13 protein-coding genes are annotated in these 16,729 nt (G+C 35.6%); 5 read left to right on the top strand and 8 right to left on the bottom strand.

The features are described 5' to 3' along the window. Positions 1-2 precede the first annotated feature (2 nt). On the top strand, positions 3-1,358 hold the full coding sequence (locus AB5359_RS05485; RefSeq protein ID WP_048685799.1) for a conjugated bile salt MFS transporter: 1,356 nt from the start codon (positions 3-5) through the stop codon (positions 1,356-1,358). A 17-nt stretch (positions 1,359-1,375) separates the two neighbouring features. Further along, complete coding sequence (bsh, locus tag AB5359_RS05480) at positions 1,376-2,326, top strand: choloylglycine hydrolase (RefSeq protein WP_368155132.1); 951 nt, start codon at positions 1,376-1,378, stop codon at positions 2,324-2,326. 61 nt (positions 2,327-2,387) lie between these two features. Here the strand turns inward: bsh and AB5359_RS05475 are convergent, their stop codons facing one another. The 8 genes from AB5359_RS05475 to AB5359_RS05440 form a co-directional block, all read right to left on the bottom strand. Beyond that, positions 2,388-2,990, bottom strand: a complete 603-nt coding sequence (locus AB5359_RS05475; protein ID WP_368279810.1) for a PepSY domain-containing protein — start codon at positions 2,988-2,990, stop codon at positions 2,388-2,390. A gap of 134 nt (positions 2,991-3,124) precedes the next feature. Then, the gene (locus AB5359_RS05470) at positions 3,125-4,039 is read right to left on the bottom strand and encodes a prolyl aminopeptidase (protein ID WP_003649691.1); all 915 of its coding nucleotides are present in this window, start codon (positions 4,037-4,039) and stop codon (positions 3,125-3,127) included. A gap of 42 nt (positions 4,040-4,081) precedes the next feature. Continuing rightward, the gene (gene ubiE, locus AB5359_RS05465) at positions 4,082-4,795 is read right to left on the bottom strand and encodes a bifunctional demethylmenaquinone methyltransferase/2-methoxy-6-polyprenyl-1,4-benzoquinol methylase UbiE (protein WP_256323134.1); all 714 of its coding nucleotides are present in this window, start codon (positions 4,793-4,795) and stop codon (positions 4,082-4,084) included. A 65-nt stretch (positions 4,796-4,860) separates the two neighbouring features. Continuing rightward, on the bottom strand, positions 4,861-6,225 hold the full coding sequence (gene brnQ / locus AB5359_RS05460) for a branched-chain amino acid transport system II carrier protein (RefSeq protein ID WP_048685807.1): 1,365 nt from the start codon (positions 6,223-6,225) through the stop codon (positions 4,861-4,863). A gap of 91 nt (positions 6,226-6,316) precedes the next feature. Further along, positions 6,317-8,167 (bottom strand): flavocytochrome c, encoded by a 1,851-nt coding sequence (locus tag AB5359_RS05455; protein WP_048685809.1) that lies wholly within the window; start codon positions 8,165-8,167, stop codon positions 6,317-6,319. Between the two features lie 127 nt (positions 8,168-8,294). Then, a complete protein-coding gene (locus AB5359_RS05450) occupies positions 8,295-9,221 on the bottom strand; it encodes a LysR family transcriptional regulator (protein WP_048685811.1) in 927 nt (308 codons plus the stop codon). A 184-nt stretch (positions 9,222-9,405) separates the two neighbouring features. Then, positions 9,406-10,890 (bottom strand): APC family permease, encoded by a 1,485-nt coding sequence (locus AB5359_RS05445; RefSeq protein WP_048685813.1) that lies wholly within the window; start codon positions 10,888-10,890, stop codon positions 9,406-9,408. A gap of 68 nt (positions 10,891-10,958) precedes the next feature. Next, positions 10,959-13,577, bottom strand: a complete 2,619-nt coding sequence (locus tag AB5359_RS05440; protein ID WP_048685815.1) for a glutamine amidotransferase — start codon at positions 13,575-13,577, stop codon at positions 10,959-10,961. Positions 13,578-13,834: 257 nt separating this feature from the next. On the opposite strand from AB5359_RS05440, the gene AB5359_RS05435 reads away from it, so the two are divergent. The 3 genes from AB5359_RS05435 (at position 13,835) to AB5359_RS05425 (ending at position 16,727) form a co-directional block, all read left to right on the top strand. Beyond that, a complete protein-coding gene (locus AB5359_RS05435; protein WP_048685817.1) occupies positions 13,835-14,848 on the top strand; it encodes a D-2-hydroxyacid dehydrogenase in 1,014 nt (337 codons plus the stop codon). A 75-nt stretch (positions 14,849-14,923) separates the two neighbouring features. Beyond that, positions 14,924-15,499, top strand: a complete 576-nt coding sequence (locus tag AB5359_RS05430) for an SGNH/GDSL hydrolase family protein (RefSeq protein WP_048685819.1) — start codon at positions 14,924-14,926, stop codon at positions 15,497-15,499. 73 nt (positions 15,500-15,572) lie between these two features. Next, positions 15,573-16,727 carry an IMP dehydrogenase gene (locus AB5359_RS05425; RefSeq protein ID WP_003656847.1) on the top strand — a complete coding sequence of 385 codons (1,155 nt, stop codon included), beginning with the start codon at positions 15,573-15,575 and terminating at the stop codon, positions 16,725-16,727. Positions 16,728-16,729 lie beyond the last annotated feature (2 nt).

Genomic DNA, 16,729 nt, shown 5'->3' with positions numbered 1-16,729 from the left:
ACATGTCTACTGATGTCGCTACTAAAGATAAGGTCGTCAGCAAAGGCTATAAATATTTTATGGTTTTCCTTTGTATGTTAACCCAAGCCATTCCTTACGGGATTGCTCAAAATATTCAACCTTTGTTTATCCACCCTTTAGTTAATACTTTTCACTTTACCTTAGCATCATATACATTAATCTTTACGTTTGGGGCAGTTTTTGCTTCAGTTGCTTCGCCATTTATTGGTAAAGCATTAGAGAAAGTTAATTTCAGACTTATGTATTTAATCGGTATTGGTCTTTCCGCTATTGCCTATGTAATCTTTGGAATTAGTACAAAACTACCAGGATTCTATATTGCCGCTATCATTTGTATGATTGGCTCAACTTTTTATTCCGGTCAAGGTGTGCCTTGGGTTATTAACCACTGGTTCCCTGCAAAAGGACGTGGAGCTGCTCTAGGAATTGCTTTCTGTGGTGGCTCAATTGGTAATATTTTCTTACAACCTGCAACGCAAGCTATTTTAAAGCACTTTATGACTGGTAATACTAAGACCGGTCACTTGACTTCAATGGCACCATTTTTCATCTTCGCAGTTGCTCTATTAGTAATTGGTATAATTATTGCCTGCTTTATTAGAACTCCTAAGAAAGATGAAATCGTTATTTCTGATGCTGAGTTAGCTGAAAGCAAGAAAGAAGCAGAATTGGCTAAAGCTAAGGAATTTAAAGGCTGGACTAGTAAACAAGTTTTACAAATGAAATGGTTCTGGATTTTCAGTCTTGGTTTTCTAATTATTGGCTTAGGCTTAGCTTCCTTAAATGAAGATTATGCAGCCTTTCTTGATACTAAACTTTCACTAACAGATGTTGGTCTCATTGGATCAATGTACGGTGTTGGTTGTTTAATTGGAAATGTTTCCGGTGGCTTCTTATTTGATAAATTTGGTACTGCTAAATCAATGACCTATGCTGGCTGCATGTATGTTTTATCCATCTTAATGATGGTTCTGATCAGTTTTCAACCTTACGGCGCTCACGTAAGTAAAATTGCAGGAATTGCTTACGCTATCTTCTGTGGTTTAGCCGTATTTAGCTACATGTCTGGTCCTGCATTTATGGCTAAGGACCTCTTTGGTTCAAGAGATCAGGGTGTAATGTTAGGATACGTTGGTTTGGCTTATGCGATTGGATATGCTATTGGTGCTCCATTATTCGGAATTATTAAAGGAAAAGGCAGCTTTACAGTCGCTTGGTACTTCATGATTGCCTTTGTAGCAATTGGTTTTATCACCTTAGTATTTGCTGTTATTCAAATTAAGAGAAGTCAAAAGAAATACATCATTCAGCAAGAAACTAAAACTACTACTGAATAATTAAGGAGGATTTTAAAATGTGTACTGGTTTAAGATTTACTGATGATCAAGGAAATCTATACTTTGGACGTAACTTAGACATTGGACAAGATTATGGTGAAGGTGTAATTATTACACCTCGCAACTATCCTCTTCCATATAAATTTTTAGATAATACAACTACTAAAAAGGCTGTTATCGGCATGGGAATTGTAGTCGATGGCTATCCTTCTTACTTTGACTGTTTCAATGAAGATGGTTTGGGAATTGCTGGTCTAAACTTCCCGCATTTTGCCAAATTCAGTGACGGTCCAATTGATGGAAAAATTAATTTAGCTTCTTACGAAATTATGCTCTGGGTCACCCAAAACTTTACTAAAGTCAGCGACGTAAAAGAAGCTTTAAAAAACGTTAACTTAGTTAATGAAGCTATTAATTCATCGTTTGCAGTTGCTCCTCTTCACTGGATTATTAGTGACAAAGATGAAGCTATTATTGTCGAGGTTTCAAAGCAATACGGTATGAAAGTCTTTGATGATAAGCTTGGCGTTCTAACTAACAGCCCAGACTTTAATTGGCACCTTACTAATCTCGGCAACTATACTGGCTTAGATCCACATGACGCTACAGCTCAAAGCTGGAACGGTCAAAAAGTTGCTCCATGGGGCGTTGGCACTGGCAGCTTAGGTTTACCAGGTGATAGCATTCCAGCAGATCGCTTTGTTAAAGCAGCTTACTTAAATGTTAATTATCCAACTGTTAAAGGTGAAAAAGCTAACGTTGCCAAGTTCTTTAACATCTTAAAGTCTGTTGCGATGATTAAAGGCAGCGTAGTTAACAAACAAGGTAGGAATGAATACACTGTCTATACTGCTTGCTATTCTGCTGCTACTAAGACTTATTACTGCAACTTTGAAAATGATTTTGAATTAAAGACTTACAAGTTAGACGATGAAACAATGAACGCCGATAAGCTAATTACTTATTAAATTAATTTCTACAAAAATACTAATAAAAAAATTCAGAGCTTAAAAACTCTGAATTTTTTGTTTAATCATCTTTTTCTGATTTAATAACTTTCTTAGAAATAGCATCAATTTCTACTTCATGTTTGCTTGAAACTGATTCAACAGTTACATCCCAAATAGCTTTGTCCTGATCCATTTTTAGAGTCCATTCTTTAGCAGTGCTATTTTTAACTTCTTTTTCTGCTATTTCACTTGCTTGATCACGAGAAATTACCTTATCTAAATCAAGTCCTTTTTGCAGACGTTCATCTAAGTCTAATTTTTCAGAACTAGATTTAACTTCTTTTCCACTTGTAGCATTGATGGTCATTTCATATTCTTTATCTTTATCAAATCCTGTAATTTCATAAAAGTACTTATTACCATCTAATTTTAGATCTATTTCTTTTAATTTTTTATCAGAATACTTTTTATCAAATTTATTTATTGCTTCAGTTTGACTAAGTTTAATCTTACTTTTTCTTGCTGTATTTCTTGTATTACTTGCCTTATCTTTAACGGTCTTCTTTACACTTGATTGCTTAGTTTTACTAGTTGAATCATTATTGTTGCAAGCCACTACTGAAATTCCTAATGTCCCTATTAAAGCAGTTGCTGCTAGCAGTTTACTTATTTTTCTCTTCATGGCTTTTCTCCTTAAATTAATAAAACTATATTTACTATTAATTATATAGGATACATACCTTGAAAGCGATTTATATGCTTAAAAAGTCCATGCTAGAGCTTCAATATAGAAGCTATCGCATGGACTTTTTATCGTTATTCACCCTTAAAATTGCCATTTTCAACTTCACGAATGAAGTCAGCTAAGTGCCTATAATAAACGTCAGGGTTATCAACCATATGATGGTGCCCACCATTAGGCGTAGTAACAAGACGTGAATTTGGTATTTCTTTTTGCATAATTTTAGCAGTAGAAATTGGCATTGTCTCATTTTCACCAAAAGTAATTAATGTTGGTACCTTAATATTCTTAAGTTGATCTCTAAAATGCCAGTCTTTAAGCTTACCAGTAATAACAAATTCATTATCACCTTGGAAGACATTATAAACTGCGCTGCCACCTAAGTCTTTTAAGTGATAAAGCTTTGATGGTTGCTTTCGATCCACAAAATTAATATTTAAAATTTGCACATCTTCTTGGTAGCGTTGATTATCATAATCATTATTCTTTTCGCATTCATGCATGAAGTCAATTTCTGTTTGTGGAAGAACTTCTTGTCTTCTTCTGTTAACTGAATCAACATATTCATCAATCTCATCAACCATTGATGAAATAATTGCACCCTTTAAGTGCTTACCATATTTAACAGCGTATTCTTGAACTAAAAGACCGCCCCAACTTTGACCAATTAAGTAAAAATTATCTAAGCCAAGTTTTTCACGAACTTCATCAACTTCATCTAAGAAATATTCATAAGTTAAATATTTTTGGGCAATTTCTGGATCAGAGTAATCTGGTTGATCTGAATATAATGAACCTAATTGATCATACATAGTAACTTGTACATTCAATCCTTGTTTCTTTAATTGGTCTGCAGCATCTTCCCAATACTCATGGTTGCCACCAGGTCCACCATGAAGCGCTAATAAGTGAATATCGCCTTCACCTTGAGTATTAGTCCACAAGTGATAACCGTTGTCTAAAGTAATAATTTTAGTACCAGTTTTCATAAAATTCTCCTTTTTTAGTTTTTATTTTATATTTTAGCTCATTTACTTCTTAATTCCGATATGAATTGCACCCGCACCTAAATTTAATTTATCTACATGCACATTTTTAAATCCATTTTTTATAAGCATTGCTTTTAAATGCTCCGCAGAAACAAATTTGGCGGTAGTATGAGACAAATATTGATAATCAGATACATTAGCACCTAATAATTTTGCAAAGCTAGGAAATAACTTAAAATAGCTCTTCCATCCTAACTTAATAAGCGGGTTGGTTGGCTGCGATGTTTCTAACACTCCCACTTTACCAGTTGGCTTTAATACTCGATAGATTTCTTTCAGGACTTGATTTGCATCAGGAACATTCCGTAAGCCAAAACCAATCGTTACTATATCAAAGCTCTGATCTGGGTATGGCAATTCCATTGCATCCCCTTGCTTTAATTGAATTTCTTTTTGTAAATCTTGCTGGCGTATTTTCTGCTCAGCTAAATCAAGCATTTCTTGGTTAAAATCAAGTCCAATTACATTTCCTGACGGACCAACTTGTTTTGCCAAAGCAATCGTGATATCGCCAGTACCACAACATAAATCTAGGACAAATTCACCCGGTGCTACTTTTAATTCTTTTAGAAATTTCTTGCGCCAACCATTTTGCGTACCTAAGCTAATTAAATTATTCATCTGATCATAATGCGGAGCTACCCGAGTAAATAAATCATGCACATCTTTTTCGGGCACTTTATTGGTTAAACTCATTTTTATCACCTAGCTTCATTATCCCAACAAAAAAGCTATGATTCAAATGAACCATAGCTGAATTACTATATTTTATTAGCTTTACGGCGCCAAAAATGAATCAAGACACTGATAACTAATCCTAAAATTGTTGGTACAACCCAAGATAAGCCAATATTGGCTAAAGGTAAATATTGCAAGCGAATCTGACTTACTGCTTTATAAAACTGTGTTCCAGAAATTGGTGCAGGCAAGTTAGTAATTAAATCAAAAATCGCTGGAACTAGAGTTAAAAGCATCGTAATTTTGTATACTACCATGTCGTCTTTAAATAGCGGTGAACATACAGATAGAATAATTAATACAATAGCCAAGGGATATAAAAACATTAAAACAGGAAGCGACCAATGAATGATTTTTTCCAAGCCCAAATTTGCTGTAGCTAACGAACCTAGACATCCGATTGTTAGCCACCCCTTATAACTAATCTTTGAATAATGGGCACTGAAATCCAAGGCAAAAGCCGCCAAGACCCCAACTGCGGTAGTTAAACAGGCTAAAAAGATTAAAACAGCTAACAACGCCTGCCCAAAAATACCAGCATAATATTTAACGATCTCTGAAAATAAAATACCGCCATCACTCGCTATTTTAAAATGCCCCAATGACATCGCACCAATAACGATTAATAAAGTATAGATTACACCAATTGCAATAACTGCAATTAACCCAGACTTAGCAGTCATTTGAGCAGTTTTCTTTTCATCATTATTAACTAGCTCTTTAATCGCTGTTACTACAGTAACCCCAAAGGCTAAACCAGCTAAAACATCCATAGTATTATAGCCCTCTAAAAAGCCTTTAACTATCGCACCGTTCATATATTCTTTAGTAGTTGTAGCCATATCAGGATTACCAAGCGGGCGAGCAAACGCAATTACAAAGACAATAAAAAGCAAAATTAAAAAAATCGGATTCAAAACCTTACCTAAAGAAGAAAGAATATCACTCTCGTTATAGGCAATCACATAAACTATGGCAAAAAAGATAATCGTAAAGACAATCAAACCAATTCCATGAAATTGCTTAGGCAAAAGCGGTGCAATCCCCACAGTATAAGATACAGTGGCATTTCTTGGTGCTGCAAATAATGGACCGATTGCTAGCTGCATTAAGGTCATGAAAGAAAGAGCAAAGATCTTTCCTACTGGTAATCCAATTTGATAAACACCATTACTACGAGTAATTGCAACTGCAAGAAGTGAAAGTAAAGGTAAGACTACCCCTGTAATTGAGAAGCCAATTGCTGCTGGTCCCCAATTTTTACCAGCAAGCTGACCTAAATGAAGTGGGAAAATTAAGTTTCCTGCACCAAAGAACAGTGCAAAGATCATTGATGCTACAATTAAGTACTGTTTTGTAGTTAGCTTTTTTTCCTGCGCTTCTCTCAATTCAAGTCCTCCAAAAAAATTAAGTATTTTTAGTATTTTAGCAAAAAAACGTTGCAAACTCCAGTGTTTACAACGTTTTAATCTATCTATACTATTTTTCTAATTCATCAATAGCACTGTTTGCGGCAATTCTACCAAAAGTAAAAATATCAGCAAGAGAATTTCCACCTAGGCGGTTGCCGGCATGAATACCACCAGCTACTTCACCAGCCGCATACAAACCAGAAATTTGCTTACCAGTTTTATCTAAAACATGCGCGCCAGTATCAATCTTTAAACCACCCATTGTATGGTGAATGGCTGGCTTTCTTGGCGTAGCATAAAATGGTGCTACCTCGCATTTTAAGTTAAAGGCGGACTTTTCAAAATCAGGATCTTTTCCTGCATCGACATATGAATTATATTTCCTAATTGTATCGACTAAAGTATCTGGATCCATACCGATTTGTTTAGCTAACTCTTCTAAACTATCTGCTCTAAATAAGGTACCTGCTTTAACTTGCGCATCAATTGATTCTTGCGTTGTGTTATAAGCAGTATCTTTGATCTTGTCATCGGCAATTAAGTAGAATAAACCGCCATTATCAATCGCTGCCTTAGTTAAAACATCACGTTCTGCAAACTCATTTACGAAACGCTTTCCCTTTTGATTGACCATAATATAGTTTTCTGGAGGAGTTTGAAGACCAGTAAATAATTCACCAGTCTTAGGATCAGAAACAGGCATCATTTGAATAAAGCCCATTCCAACCAAATCTGCGCCTGCTTCCTTACCAAGGCCAATCCCGTCACCAGTAATAGCTGGAGAATTAGTAGTCGCAATATTATCATCAATATGTTTCCAGTAAGTATTGTATTTTTGAACCATTGGCGTATTTGCACCAAATCCTCCAGCAGTTAAAATTACTGCCTTGGCATGAATAGTAATTTTACTGCCATCGGGTCTTTTTGCAATTACACCGCAAACTTTGCCATCTTCAATAATTAAATGCTTAGCACGAGTATCGGTTAAAATTGTGCCACCATGTTCTTTTACCCAGTCACCTAAAACATGAATAAAAGCATAACCCATTGGCTCAACTGGCTTGTGTCCTCTTCTCCATAAAGCACCAACCGGCATTGTCACTTGGCTACGATCAAAATCTATTCCTAAATCTGCCAGCCAGTGAACTGAATCTAAAGCATTATCAACCAATTCTTTAACTAAGGCATAATTTCCATGAATTTCATTACCCTTTAAATCTGTACGTTTACCACCTAAATAAGTTTGAATTTCGTGAAGTAATTTTGAATCGAATAAGTAATTAGCTCCAGAAGCAACATATTTTTTTATCTGCTTTTGCAACTCCTTAAAATCCGTTTGATATTCTGGATCAATTTTTTCAACTGGAGTTGCTGCCAATTCTTCAAGAGTTTCCTTTTCACCAGCTAAAGCTTTAAATTGCTTTTGCCAATCAGGTTCAGCCGCATTCATTGGACCACCTGCACGACTGGTATTACCACCAATTTGTGGGAATTTTTCAAGCACAATAACCTTTTTATTATGTTGGATGCTTCTTGCTGCTGCAGCTAAACCGGCACCACCAGCACCTACAATTGTAACATCAGTAGTATACGTTTCATCTTTTTCTCTTTGTTCTGCAGGCTTAGCACGTTTCTTCCACTCATCAGGATCACCACCAGCTTCACTAATTGCAGTGGCTACTCCGTCAATCACACCATGACTAGAAATAGTGGCACCACTGACGGTATCAACATTTAAAGTCTGATTTTTAACAATTTCCTCTGGCAAACGTCTAAAGACTTCGTCTGCCACACCTTTAGTTTCGCCCTTAGCGTCTACCTTAATATCTTCAATTTTATCTTCAGAGAGGGTTACTTCCATAGGCATGAAACTTGCGCCATGGCCCTTAGCTCTTACTTCATACTTTCCTGATTTCATAATTCTAATGCCCTTTCTTAAACCTTTTTCATAACTAAATTATAGGTAATTGAAACGCACTGCTTAAATATCTTTTTTGTAACTTACCAATAACAAATTTGTTATAGCTAATTTACAGTAGAGAATATTACCTGATAATTGCTTGCAGGTTTTTATTCTTAAATTCTCTAATTAGATTTTTTAGAGCCTTTGATTTAGTTTTTTCCCGCCTAGATGCAATAAAGAAAACGACATTAATTAGGTCATGGCTAATAGGAAACAAATTAATGGGTGTCTCACCAATTCGTTTAATAATACTAGCAGTGGAAATTGTGAGCCCCATCCCATGAATTGCCAAACTAGTAGCCGTAATAATACTTTTAGACTCTAAAATCACTTTGGGCTCTAAGTGAAATCTTTGAAACACGCCATTCACTTGATGGCGAATTGCAGAACCCGGAACGCTTAAAACGAACGGCTCTTGTAGTAACTCTTTTAGATCTAATTCATGTGGATCAAGTATAAACTTTCCAGCTTGATAATAAGGAGAAGCTGGTGAAATTACGATATAATACTTTTCCCCACCATTACTAACAATATCTAGGCTTGAATCAATTGCTTCAGGAGTTTGTCCAATGTAGCAATCAATATTTCCACTTAGCAAGTTCTTTTCATTTTCCCTAGGGAAATTTTCGAAAAGCTGAATCTCTACTTGCGGATTTTGCTTTAAAAAATCTGGCAATATTTCTGGTAGTAAATACGTTCCTAAACTTTCTAGAATACCAATTTTGATAATTTCCTTATTAGGGTGTGTATATTTAGCAATCTTTTTATTTAATTGCTGTTTATCGTAAGAAACATTTTCTAAATATTGGTAATAAAGTAGCCCTGCTTGCGTTAGTGAATATGGCTTTTTATCTCGATTAATAATTGGAGTACCTAAATGACTTTCAATTCTTTTGATCAGTTGAGTTAAATATGGTTGCGAAATATATAATTTTTTAGCAGCTTTGACAAAGCTATCTTCTTTAATTAAAACGTCAATGAAGTGCTGTATTTCTTCAGGATTATTCATTCTTTTTTATTCCTTAAGTCATTAAATTTAATAAAACAAAAGAGCTATGGATACCTCAAATTTACCATAGCTCTTTTGCTTTACACTTCTTACTTGAATACATCTTAAATGTAATCTTATTAATAACTTTTTACAAGTAAAAAGTTTATTTTATTAATATTTTTCAAACTTTCATTTATTCTACTTAAAAGTGGTGATGATAATGATATATCACCAGTGGCAGAATCGTAACAATCATGCAAAGCCCAATCATCGTCCAAACATAAACCCCCCTTAAGTATGCTGGCGTACCTTGAGCAGGAATAAATGAAATAAAGAAAGCAACTACAGTTATTACCAGGGCAATAATCGCAATCGTAATGCCTAACGCTTTATTTTTAGTCATATAATAACTACGCTTTAAGTTTCCATGCTTTATTTTCAAAACAATATAAGAAATTAACATCAAAATATAAACCATTAAATATTGCGCAGTAGTTGCTGCTAAAGAAACATTAAAGGCAAAATCTGAGTTCTTTCCACTGGTAAAAGTAATTAAAACAGCCGATGCCGTTACAATCAAAGTCTGTAAAACAATTAATCTCATCGGAACATCACGATTAGTAGATTTTGCAAAAAATTTAGGCATATAACCTTCTTTAGCTGCTTCAAACATTCCCTGACTAGGACCAGCAAGCCAATTGCCTAATTCCCCAATAATACCCGTTGCCAATAACACACCGATAAATTTTTTAATTAAGTCGCCAGGTAAACCAATTGAATCTAAAATTTTTCCGAAAGTATAAACAAAGCCAGTTGAATTTTGAATTTGATCTTTAGGAACTGACATTCCAATTGCCGTACTACCTAATAAATCAAAAGAAATAGCAGTGATCGCTAGAGCAAGCATAACTGTAGAATACTTCTTTGGATTTTCTAAGTATTTAGCATGTGGTGCAGATGCTTCACCACCACAAAAGGCAAGTACAAATGGCACAAAAGCTACTAAGGTAGTCCCAGTTAAATGATGTGGAATAATATTATCCCAGTTTAAATGCATATATAAGGGACGGCCTTGAATTAAATATATAAAGAACGTAACGATTAGTAAAATGACTGGTAACGCAATTCCTAATGCAAATAACCATTCTGCAATATGACCAATCTTTTTAACTCCAACCATTTCAACAATAGTAATTGACCAGATAATTACCATCATCAGTAAAAATCTAATACTTGGTGTTGTATTAAACCAAGGAGTATTAAAGGTAATCGACAATGCACCAATAATAACGTACATCATCGTGTTCATCCCAACTGTAATATGAATCCACTGATAAAACATTGCGGTCCAGCCAGCACGATCTCCCAGCGATCCCTTTACCCAGGTGAAAATTCCACCCTTATCCCAGCCATCAACAGAAGCCATTTCTCCTGCCATCTGCGTAATTGGTACAAACCATATTAACCCAGCTAATAGTAAATAAAAGACTGCGGTTGGTCCAGTTTTTCCAAAAGGAGCTAGTTCATTAACTGAAATAACCATCGATGAAGTCATCGCAAATAACTTCAATGCTGTTAGTCGGTTATACTTTTCATCCTCTTCTAATTTAGTCAGTGATTCGCTTTTATCAGACACAATATTTCCTCCGAAAAAGTTTTTTCGAAAATTAATTATACACTTCTTCATAAAAATTGGTCTAAAAATTTTGCAATAAAAAAACTAGATTTGCTTAAACAAATCTAGCCTTCTATCTTCTATTTCATCCACGGAAATATATGCTTCAAAACCTTATGATCTTGCTTCTTTTTTTGATCAGAATTAGCTGCTTTTGGCCTTTCTTCTACTTTTTCCTTCTTTTCTTGCTCATCTTTATTTTCAATCGGTTTCTTTGTTTTTAAATTTTTATGTTTTTGTTCAGCCTTTTTCTTAGCTTTTAATTCACTCCATTCGTTAAATGTGTAATATTTAACTCGTGTATCTTCTCCTGCATCTCCTACCGTAATCACTTCTTGTTCTGGTACATAATTCAAAATTCTAGGTACACCTTGTTTTGGTAATACCTTTGTTGCATCTTCTGGATCAGTTACATATGATGGTTGCTCAACACCGACTAACGAATTGTCTTTTGCATCCACTGGTACTATACGTCCATTAGCTTGATAAACTACAGAAAAATTAAGATCAGCTTTTTTAACTTCTTTTGCTTCAATAATATTCTTATCAGCATGATAGCCATCAATTACCGGCGTTTTTACTGCAGCATAGTGATTCTTATCAACTTTCCAAGCTGTTGTATATTTACCATTGTCTATTAATTCACTGGTATTTTCATCGGCTGTTAATGTTCTAGTCCATCGTGCAGCTTGCAAACGAGCCGTTGGTGTTTGCTCTCCTGCTCCCTGATATTTGACTGTTTCCTTAACTGGCACACTATACATCGTTGGCTTGATCGGGCGATATGGGTGTTCACTATTCACTGGAATATAACGGGGCTTCAAGGTATAAGTTACCTTGGTATCGGAAAATGGATCATTAACCGAAATTGTATTGTTAACCGGAGCATATCCTTGTACTTCTGGAACTTCCTCGGTAAAAAGTACCCGTACTGGATCATATGGATCATTAATATATGGTGATCGCATGGCATTTTTTATTTCATTTCCATGTTCATCAATTGGGATCATTTTTCCAACTGGCGCATAAGTAACAGTCGCCATCAAGTCTGTTTCTGTAACTGGATGTTCGCCAATTAAGCCAATATCAGCGCAAAAGCCCTTAATAACTGGCGTAGGGGTTGCTTCAAAGATATCTTTATCAGCTAACCATTTTGTCGTGTACATTCCATTATCAATGATTTCTCTACTTACTTCGTCATAGGTTACTGTTCTTGTCCAGGTAACTGTCTGTTCTGCGTCAGCAGGAGTCAAATCGCCAGCACCTTGATAATGAACGCGAGCTGTCACAATTCTTCTATAATATGCTGGACTTATTTCCTTTTTAGGATGCTTCTCATCAACGGCAATATATTTATGAACTAATAAGTATGGAACCTCATAATCTCGCCCCGGATCTTCAATTTTTACCTCTTTAATTGGCTTTAAGACGACATTTTCAAGCTCTAATTTAGGGAAAATTGCTTTCGTTGGATCAATAGAATTAGTAATTAATTGCTTCTTATCTATTTCAGAAAGCTTATTATGATTTGCATCAACTGGAATCAAATAACCATTTGCATAATACTTAACTTCTTCACTTATGTCTTTTTCTATTACGGGACAAGCTACTACTACTTTAGTTTTAGTATGATATCCTGCAACAACAGGAACAGCCACTGAAGGATATGTTTCTGTGCTTTGCCACTGACTAGTGTATTCGCCTGGGATAATTTTTTTAGTAACCATGTCCATTGTTAGACTACGTTTTAAGACAGCAGTTTGAACTATATCATCTAACTGTTGACCGTTTAAACCTGAAAAGGTAATTCGGCGATGTACTTCTTTTTCATAAAGACGATGGTCAATTTCGGAAGAAAGATGATCAGAATTAACGGCTTGCTTTTTATGTCTTAAAGCAATAATAAAGGTTTGAATGTAATCTCTACTATTTCCAAAGACAGGCTTCTGGTCATTAGAATCAAAGTCATTAGTAACGACTTCATATCCTTTATCTGTCAGTTCTTTCAAAATTTCTGTCGTACTGTAAGAAATTTCTTTGCCGGGTTTACCTTTTAATTCGCCAGAGCTAGCTAATTCTTGATTACTATCATCAATATCAATAAACTTGATTTCAGCCTTCTGCCTTCTAGCATTTTTCTTATTAGGCAAATAAGTAACGACATACTCATGCTTAGGTTTTTGAACTGTAACAGCTTCTCCGCCAATTACCGCTTTATCTGGCGTGTAATCTAAAACGGCAGGAGTAGCAACTAAAGGCAAATAATACTTTTCTGGTTGCCAGGCACTAAGTGAAACTTTCTGCTTAGTAACTTTGTCGTAAATAATTTTCCTATTAAAAGTGACTTCAACTACATTGTCAGGAATATCTTTTTCAAGGCCTGTATAATGAACTACTTGCTTTCCTTTAAGTTGTACATCATTTAATTGACAATCATATTTTAGATTCTTAGCAGTTACTTCTTCTTGACCATGTTTAAAAGTGAGCTTGTATTCTTGAGAAGTTTCATCAAAAAAATGTATTTCATTATTTGGATCAAACGAATTATTAATCAATACATAACCAGCAGCTGTTAGCTTTTGGACTTCTTCTGCTGTATGATAGTTAATTCTTTCTCCTGCTTTTCCATTCAATTCTTCTGAACTTGCCAATTCAGCTGAATTATTATCTAAATCTATATATTTCACAACAACTGACATTACTTATTCCCTCATCTGTTTTGACTGATTTTTAATAACATTTTAGCAGCTTTACTTCCAATTCTTTTTTCTAACCATTATCATAAGGCACCCTATAATGATACGCAAAAGAAAATCTATTTTTAACTGCAATTATCGTTTCACATGAAACATCTTTAAAATAAGTTTCAAAAAAATTCGATTTTGTGTTTTTATTAACAAAGTCAAGTGTATAATAAAAGACGGTCATACTATTAATTTTGACGGAGGTTGAATTTATGACAAAGATTTTTGCTTACGCTATTCGTAAAGATGAAGAACCTTTCTTAAACGAATGGAAAGATGCTCACAAGGATGTTGAAGTTGAATACACTGACAAGCTTTTGACTCCTGAAACTGCTAAGTTAGCTAAGGGTGCTGACGGTGTTGTTGTTTACCAACAATTAGACTACACTCCTGAAACTCTTCAAGCTTTAGCTGATGCTGGCGTAACTAAGATGTCATTACGTAACGTTGGTGTTGACAACATTGACATGGACAAAGCTAAGGAATTAGGCTTTGAAATCACTAACGTTCCTGTATACTCTCCTGACGCAATTGCTGAACATGCTGCAATCCAAGCTGCTCGTGTACTACGTCAAGACAAGCGTATGGATGAAAAGATGGCTAAGCGCGACTTACGCTGGGCACCTACTATTGGTCGTGAAGTTCGTGACCAAGTTGTTGGTGTTGTTGGTACTGGTCACATTGGTCAAGTATTTATGAGAATTATGGAAGGTTTCGGCGCAAAGGTTATTGCTTACGATATCTTCAAGAACCCAGAACTTGAAAAGAAGGGTTACTACGTTGACTCACTTGATGACTTATACAAGCAAGCTGATGTAATTTCACTTCACGTACCAGATGTTCCAGCTAACGTTCACATGATCAACGATAAGTCAATCGCTGAAATGAAAGATGGCGTTGTAATCGTAAACTGCTCACGTGGTCCACTTGTTGACACTGATGCTGTTATCCGTGGTTTAGACTCAGGTAAGATCTTTGGTTTCGTAATGGACACTTACGAAGGCGAAGTTGGCGTATTTAACAAGGATTGGGAAGGCAAAGAATTCCCAGATGCTCGTTTAGCTGACTTAATTGATCGTCCAAATGTTTTAGTAACTCCACATACTGCTTTCTACACTACTCACGCAGTACGTAACATGGTTGTTAAGGCATTTAACAACAACTTGAAGTTAATCAACGGTGAAAAGCCTGATTCACCAGTTGCTTTAGACAAGAACAAGTTCTAAAGATCAAATTATTGATAATTAAAAAAGATCTTGAGATTTTTCTCAAGGTCTTTTTTCTACCCAAAGGATTCTGATATGAAATTACTTCTAACTGGGGACAGCATTATTGCCCGCTCTGAAAACCACTCAATTCCAGAACTCAATTTTCAGCTACAAAAAATTCTTTCTTGTGATATTTACAACACTGCAATTTCAGGAATTAATTCTGGCGGTCTTGCCCTTTCCCTACCTAACCTGGTCTTTAATCAGCCTAAGTGTAATTATCTAATTATTTTAGTTGGCACTAATGACTTAGCAACGCATAAGCAAGTCCCTCTTCGTCAATTTGAAAAAAATTTAGATTTAATTGCTTCAAGCATTATTTGGCTTTATTATCCAGAAAAAGTTATCTTTATCACACCACCAGCAGTTGATGAAAATAAACAAAGAGTAAGAAGCAACCGTTTAGTTATGGAATACAGCAATATAGTAAAAAAAGTAGCTAGCGAATATAAATTTCCGGTTATTGATCTTGCCAGTAAAATGCAAGAAAATATAAGCTTTCCCGAAATTTTCAACGGAAAAAAGAATGATGGTCTTCACTTCGGCGTCAATGGTTATAAGTTACTAGCCAATCTAATTGTTAAAAAAATAAATCAAATTTCCAATTGACTTCTGGCTCAGATTCGAGTAAAGTTTAGCTAATTTAATATTAAAACGTTGCTTCTATAGAAAGGACTTTACAATGAGTTTGTGGGAAACAAAATTTGCCAAAAAAGGATTAACTTTTGATGATGTACTTTTAATTCCAGCTGAAAGTCATGTGCTGCCTAATGAAGTTAAACTTGATACAAAATTAGCGCCTAATCTTCAACTTCACATTCCACTTATTTCTGCTGGAATGGACACTGTTACTGAAGGTGATATGGCAATTGCCATGGCTGAAAATGGTGGTTTAGGCGTTATTCACAAAAACCTTTCAATCGAAGCCCAGGTTGAAGAGGTTAAAAAGGCTAAAACTAAAGCTGTTGATCCTAACTTATCTCACCCTGCAGTTGATGATCAAGGTCGTCTTTTAGCTGCCGCAGCTGTTGGCGTTACAAGTGATACTTTTGAACGTGCTGAAGCCTTACTTGAGGCAGGCGCTGACGCAATTGTTATTGATACTGCACACGGTCACTCTGCTGGTGTTCTGCGTAAGATCAAAGAAATTCGCGATCACTTCCCTAAAGCTACTCTGATTGCAGGAAATGTTGCTACTGGCGAAGGAACTGCTGCCTTATTTGACGCTGGCGTTGATGTTGTTAAGGTCGGAATTGGACCTGGTTCAATTTGTACTACTCGTATTGTTGCTGGTGTCGGTGTTCCTCAAATTACTGCTATTTATGATGCTGCTAATGTTGCTCAAAAATACGGCAAGAAGATCATTGCCGACGGCGGAATTAAGTACTCTGGTGACGTGGTTAAAGCTTTAGCTGCTGGTGGAAATGCAGTAATGCTAGGTTCAATGTTCTCAGGTACTACTGAAGCACCTGGTACAATTTTCACAAATGAAGGTAAAAAATTTAAGTCTTACCGCGGTATGGGTTCAGTAGGAGCAATGTCACAACAACATGGCTCTTCTGACCGCTACTTCCAAGGCGGAGTTAACGAAGCAAACAAGTTAGTTCCTGAAGGTGTTGAAGCTTTAGTTCCTTATAAAGGTGACGTTTCAAATATTATCTACCAAATTGACGGTGGTTTACGTGCTGGTATGGGCTACGTTGGTGCTGGTACAATCGAAGAATTGATTGAAAGCAGTCAATTTGTTCAAATTACTAACGCTGGCCTTCGCGAATCTCACCCACATGATGTTCAAATGGCTAAAGAAGCTCCTAACTATGGTGGAAGCGACTTGTAAAA

The sequence above is a fragment of the Lactobacillus sp. RTP31084st1_F9_RTP31084_210423 genome (assembly GCF_040919545.1).
Taxonomy (GTDB): Bacteria; Bacillota; Bacilli; order Lactobacillales; family Lactobacillaceae; genus Lactobacillus; species Lactobacillus paragasseri.
The sequence above is the reverse complement of the archived record's forward strand: the minus strand, read 5'-3'. Positions and strand labels throughout refer to the sequence as shown.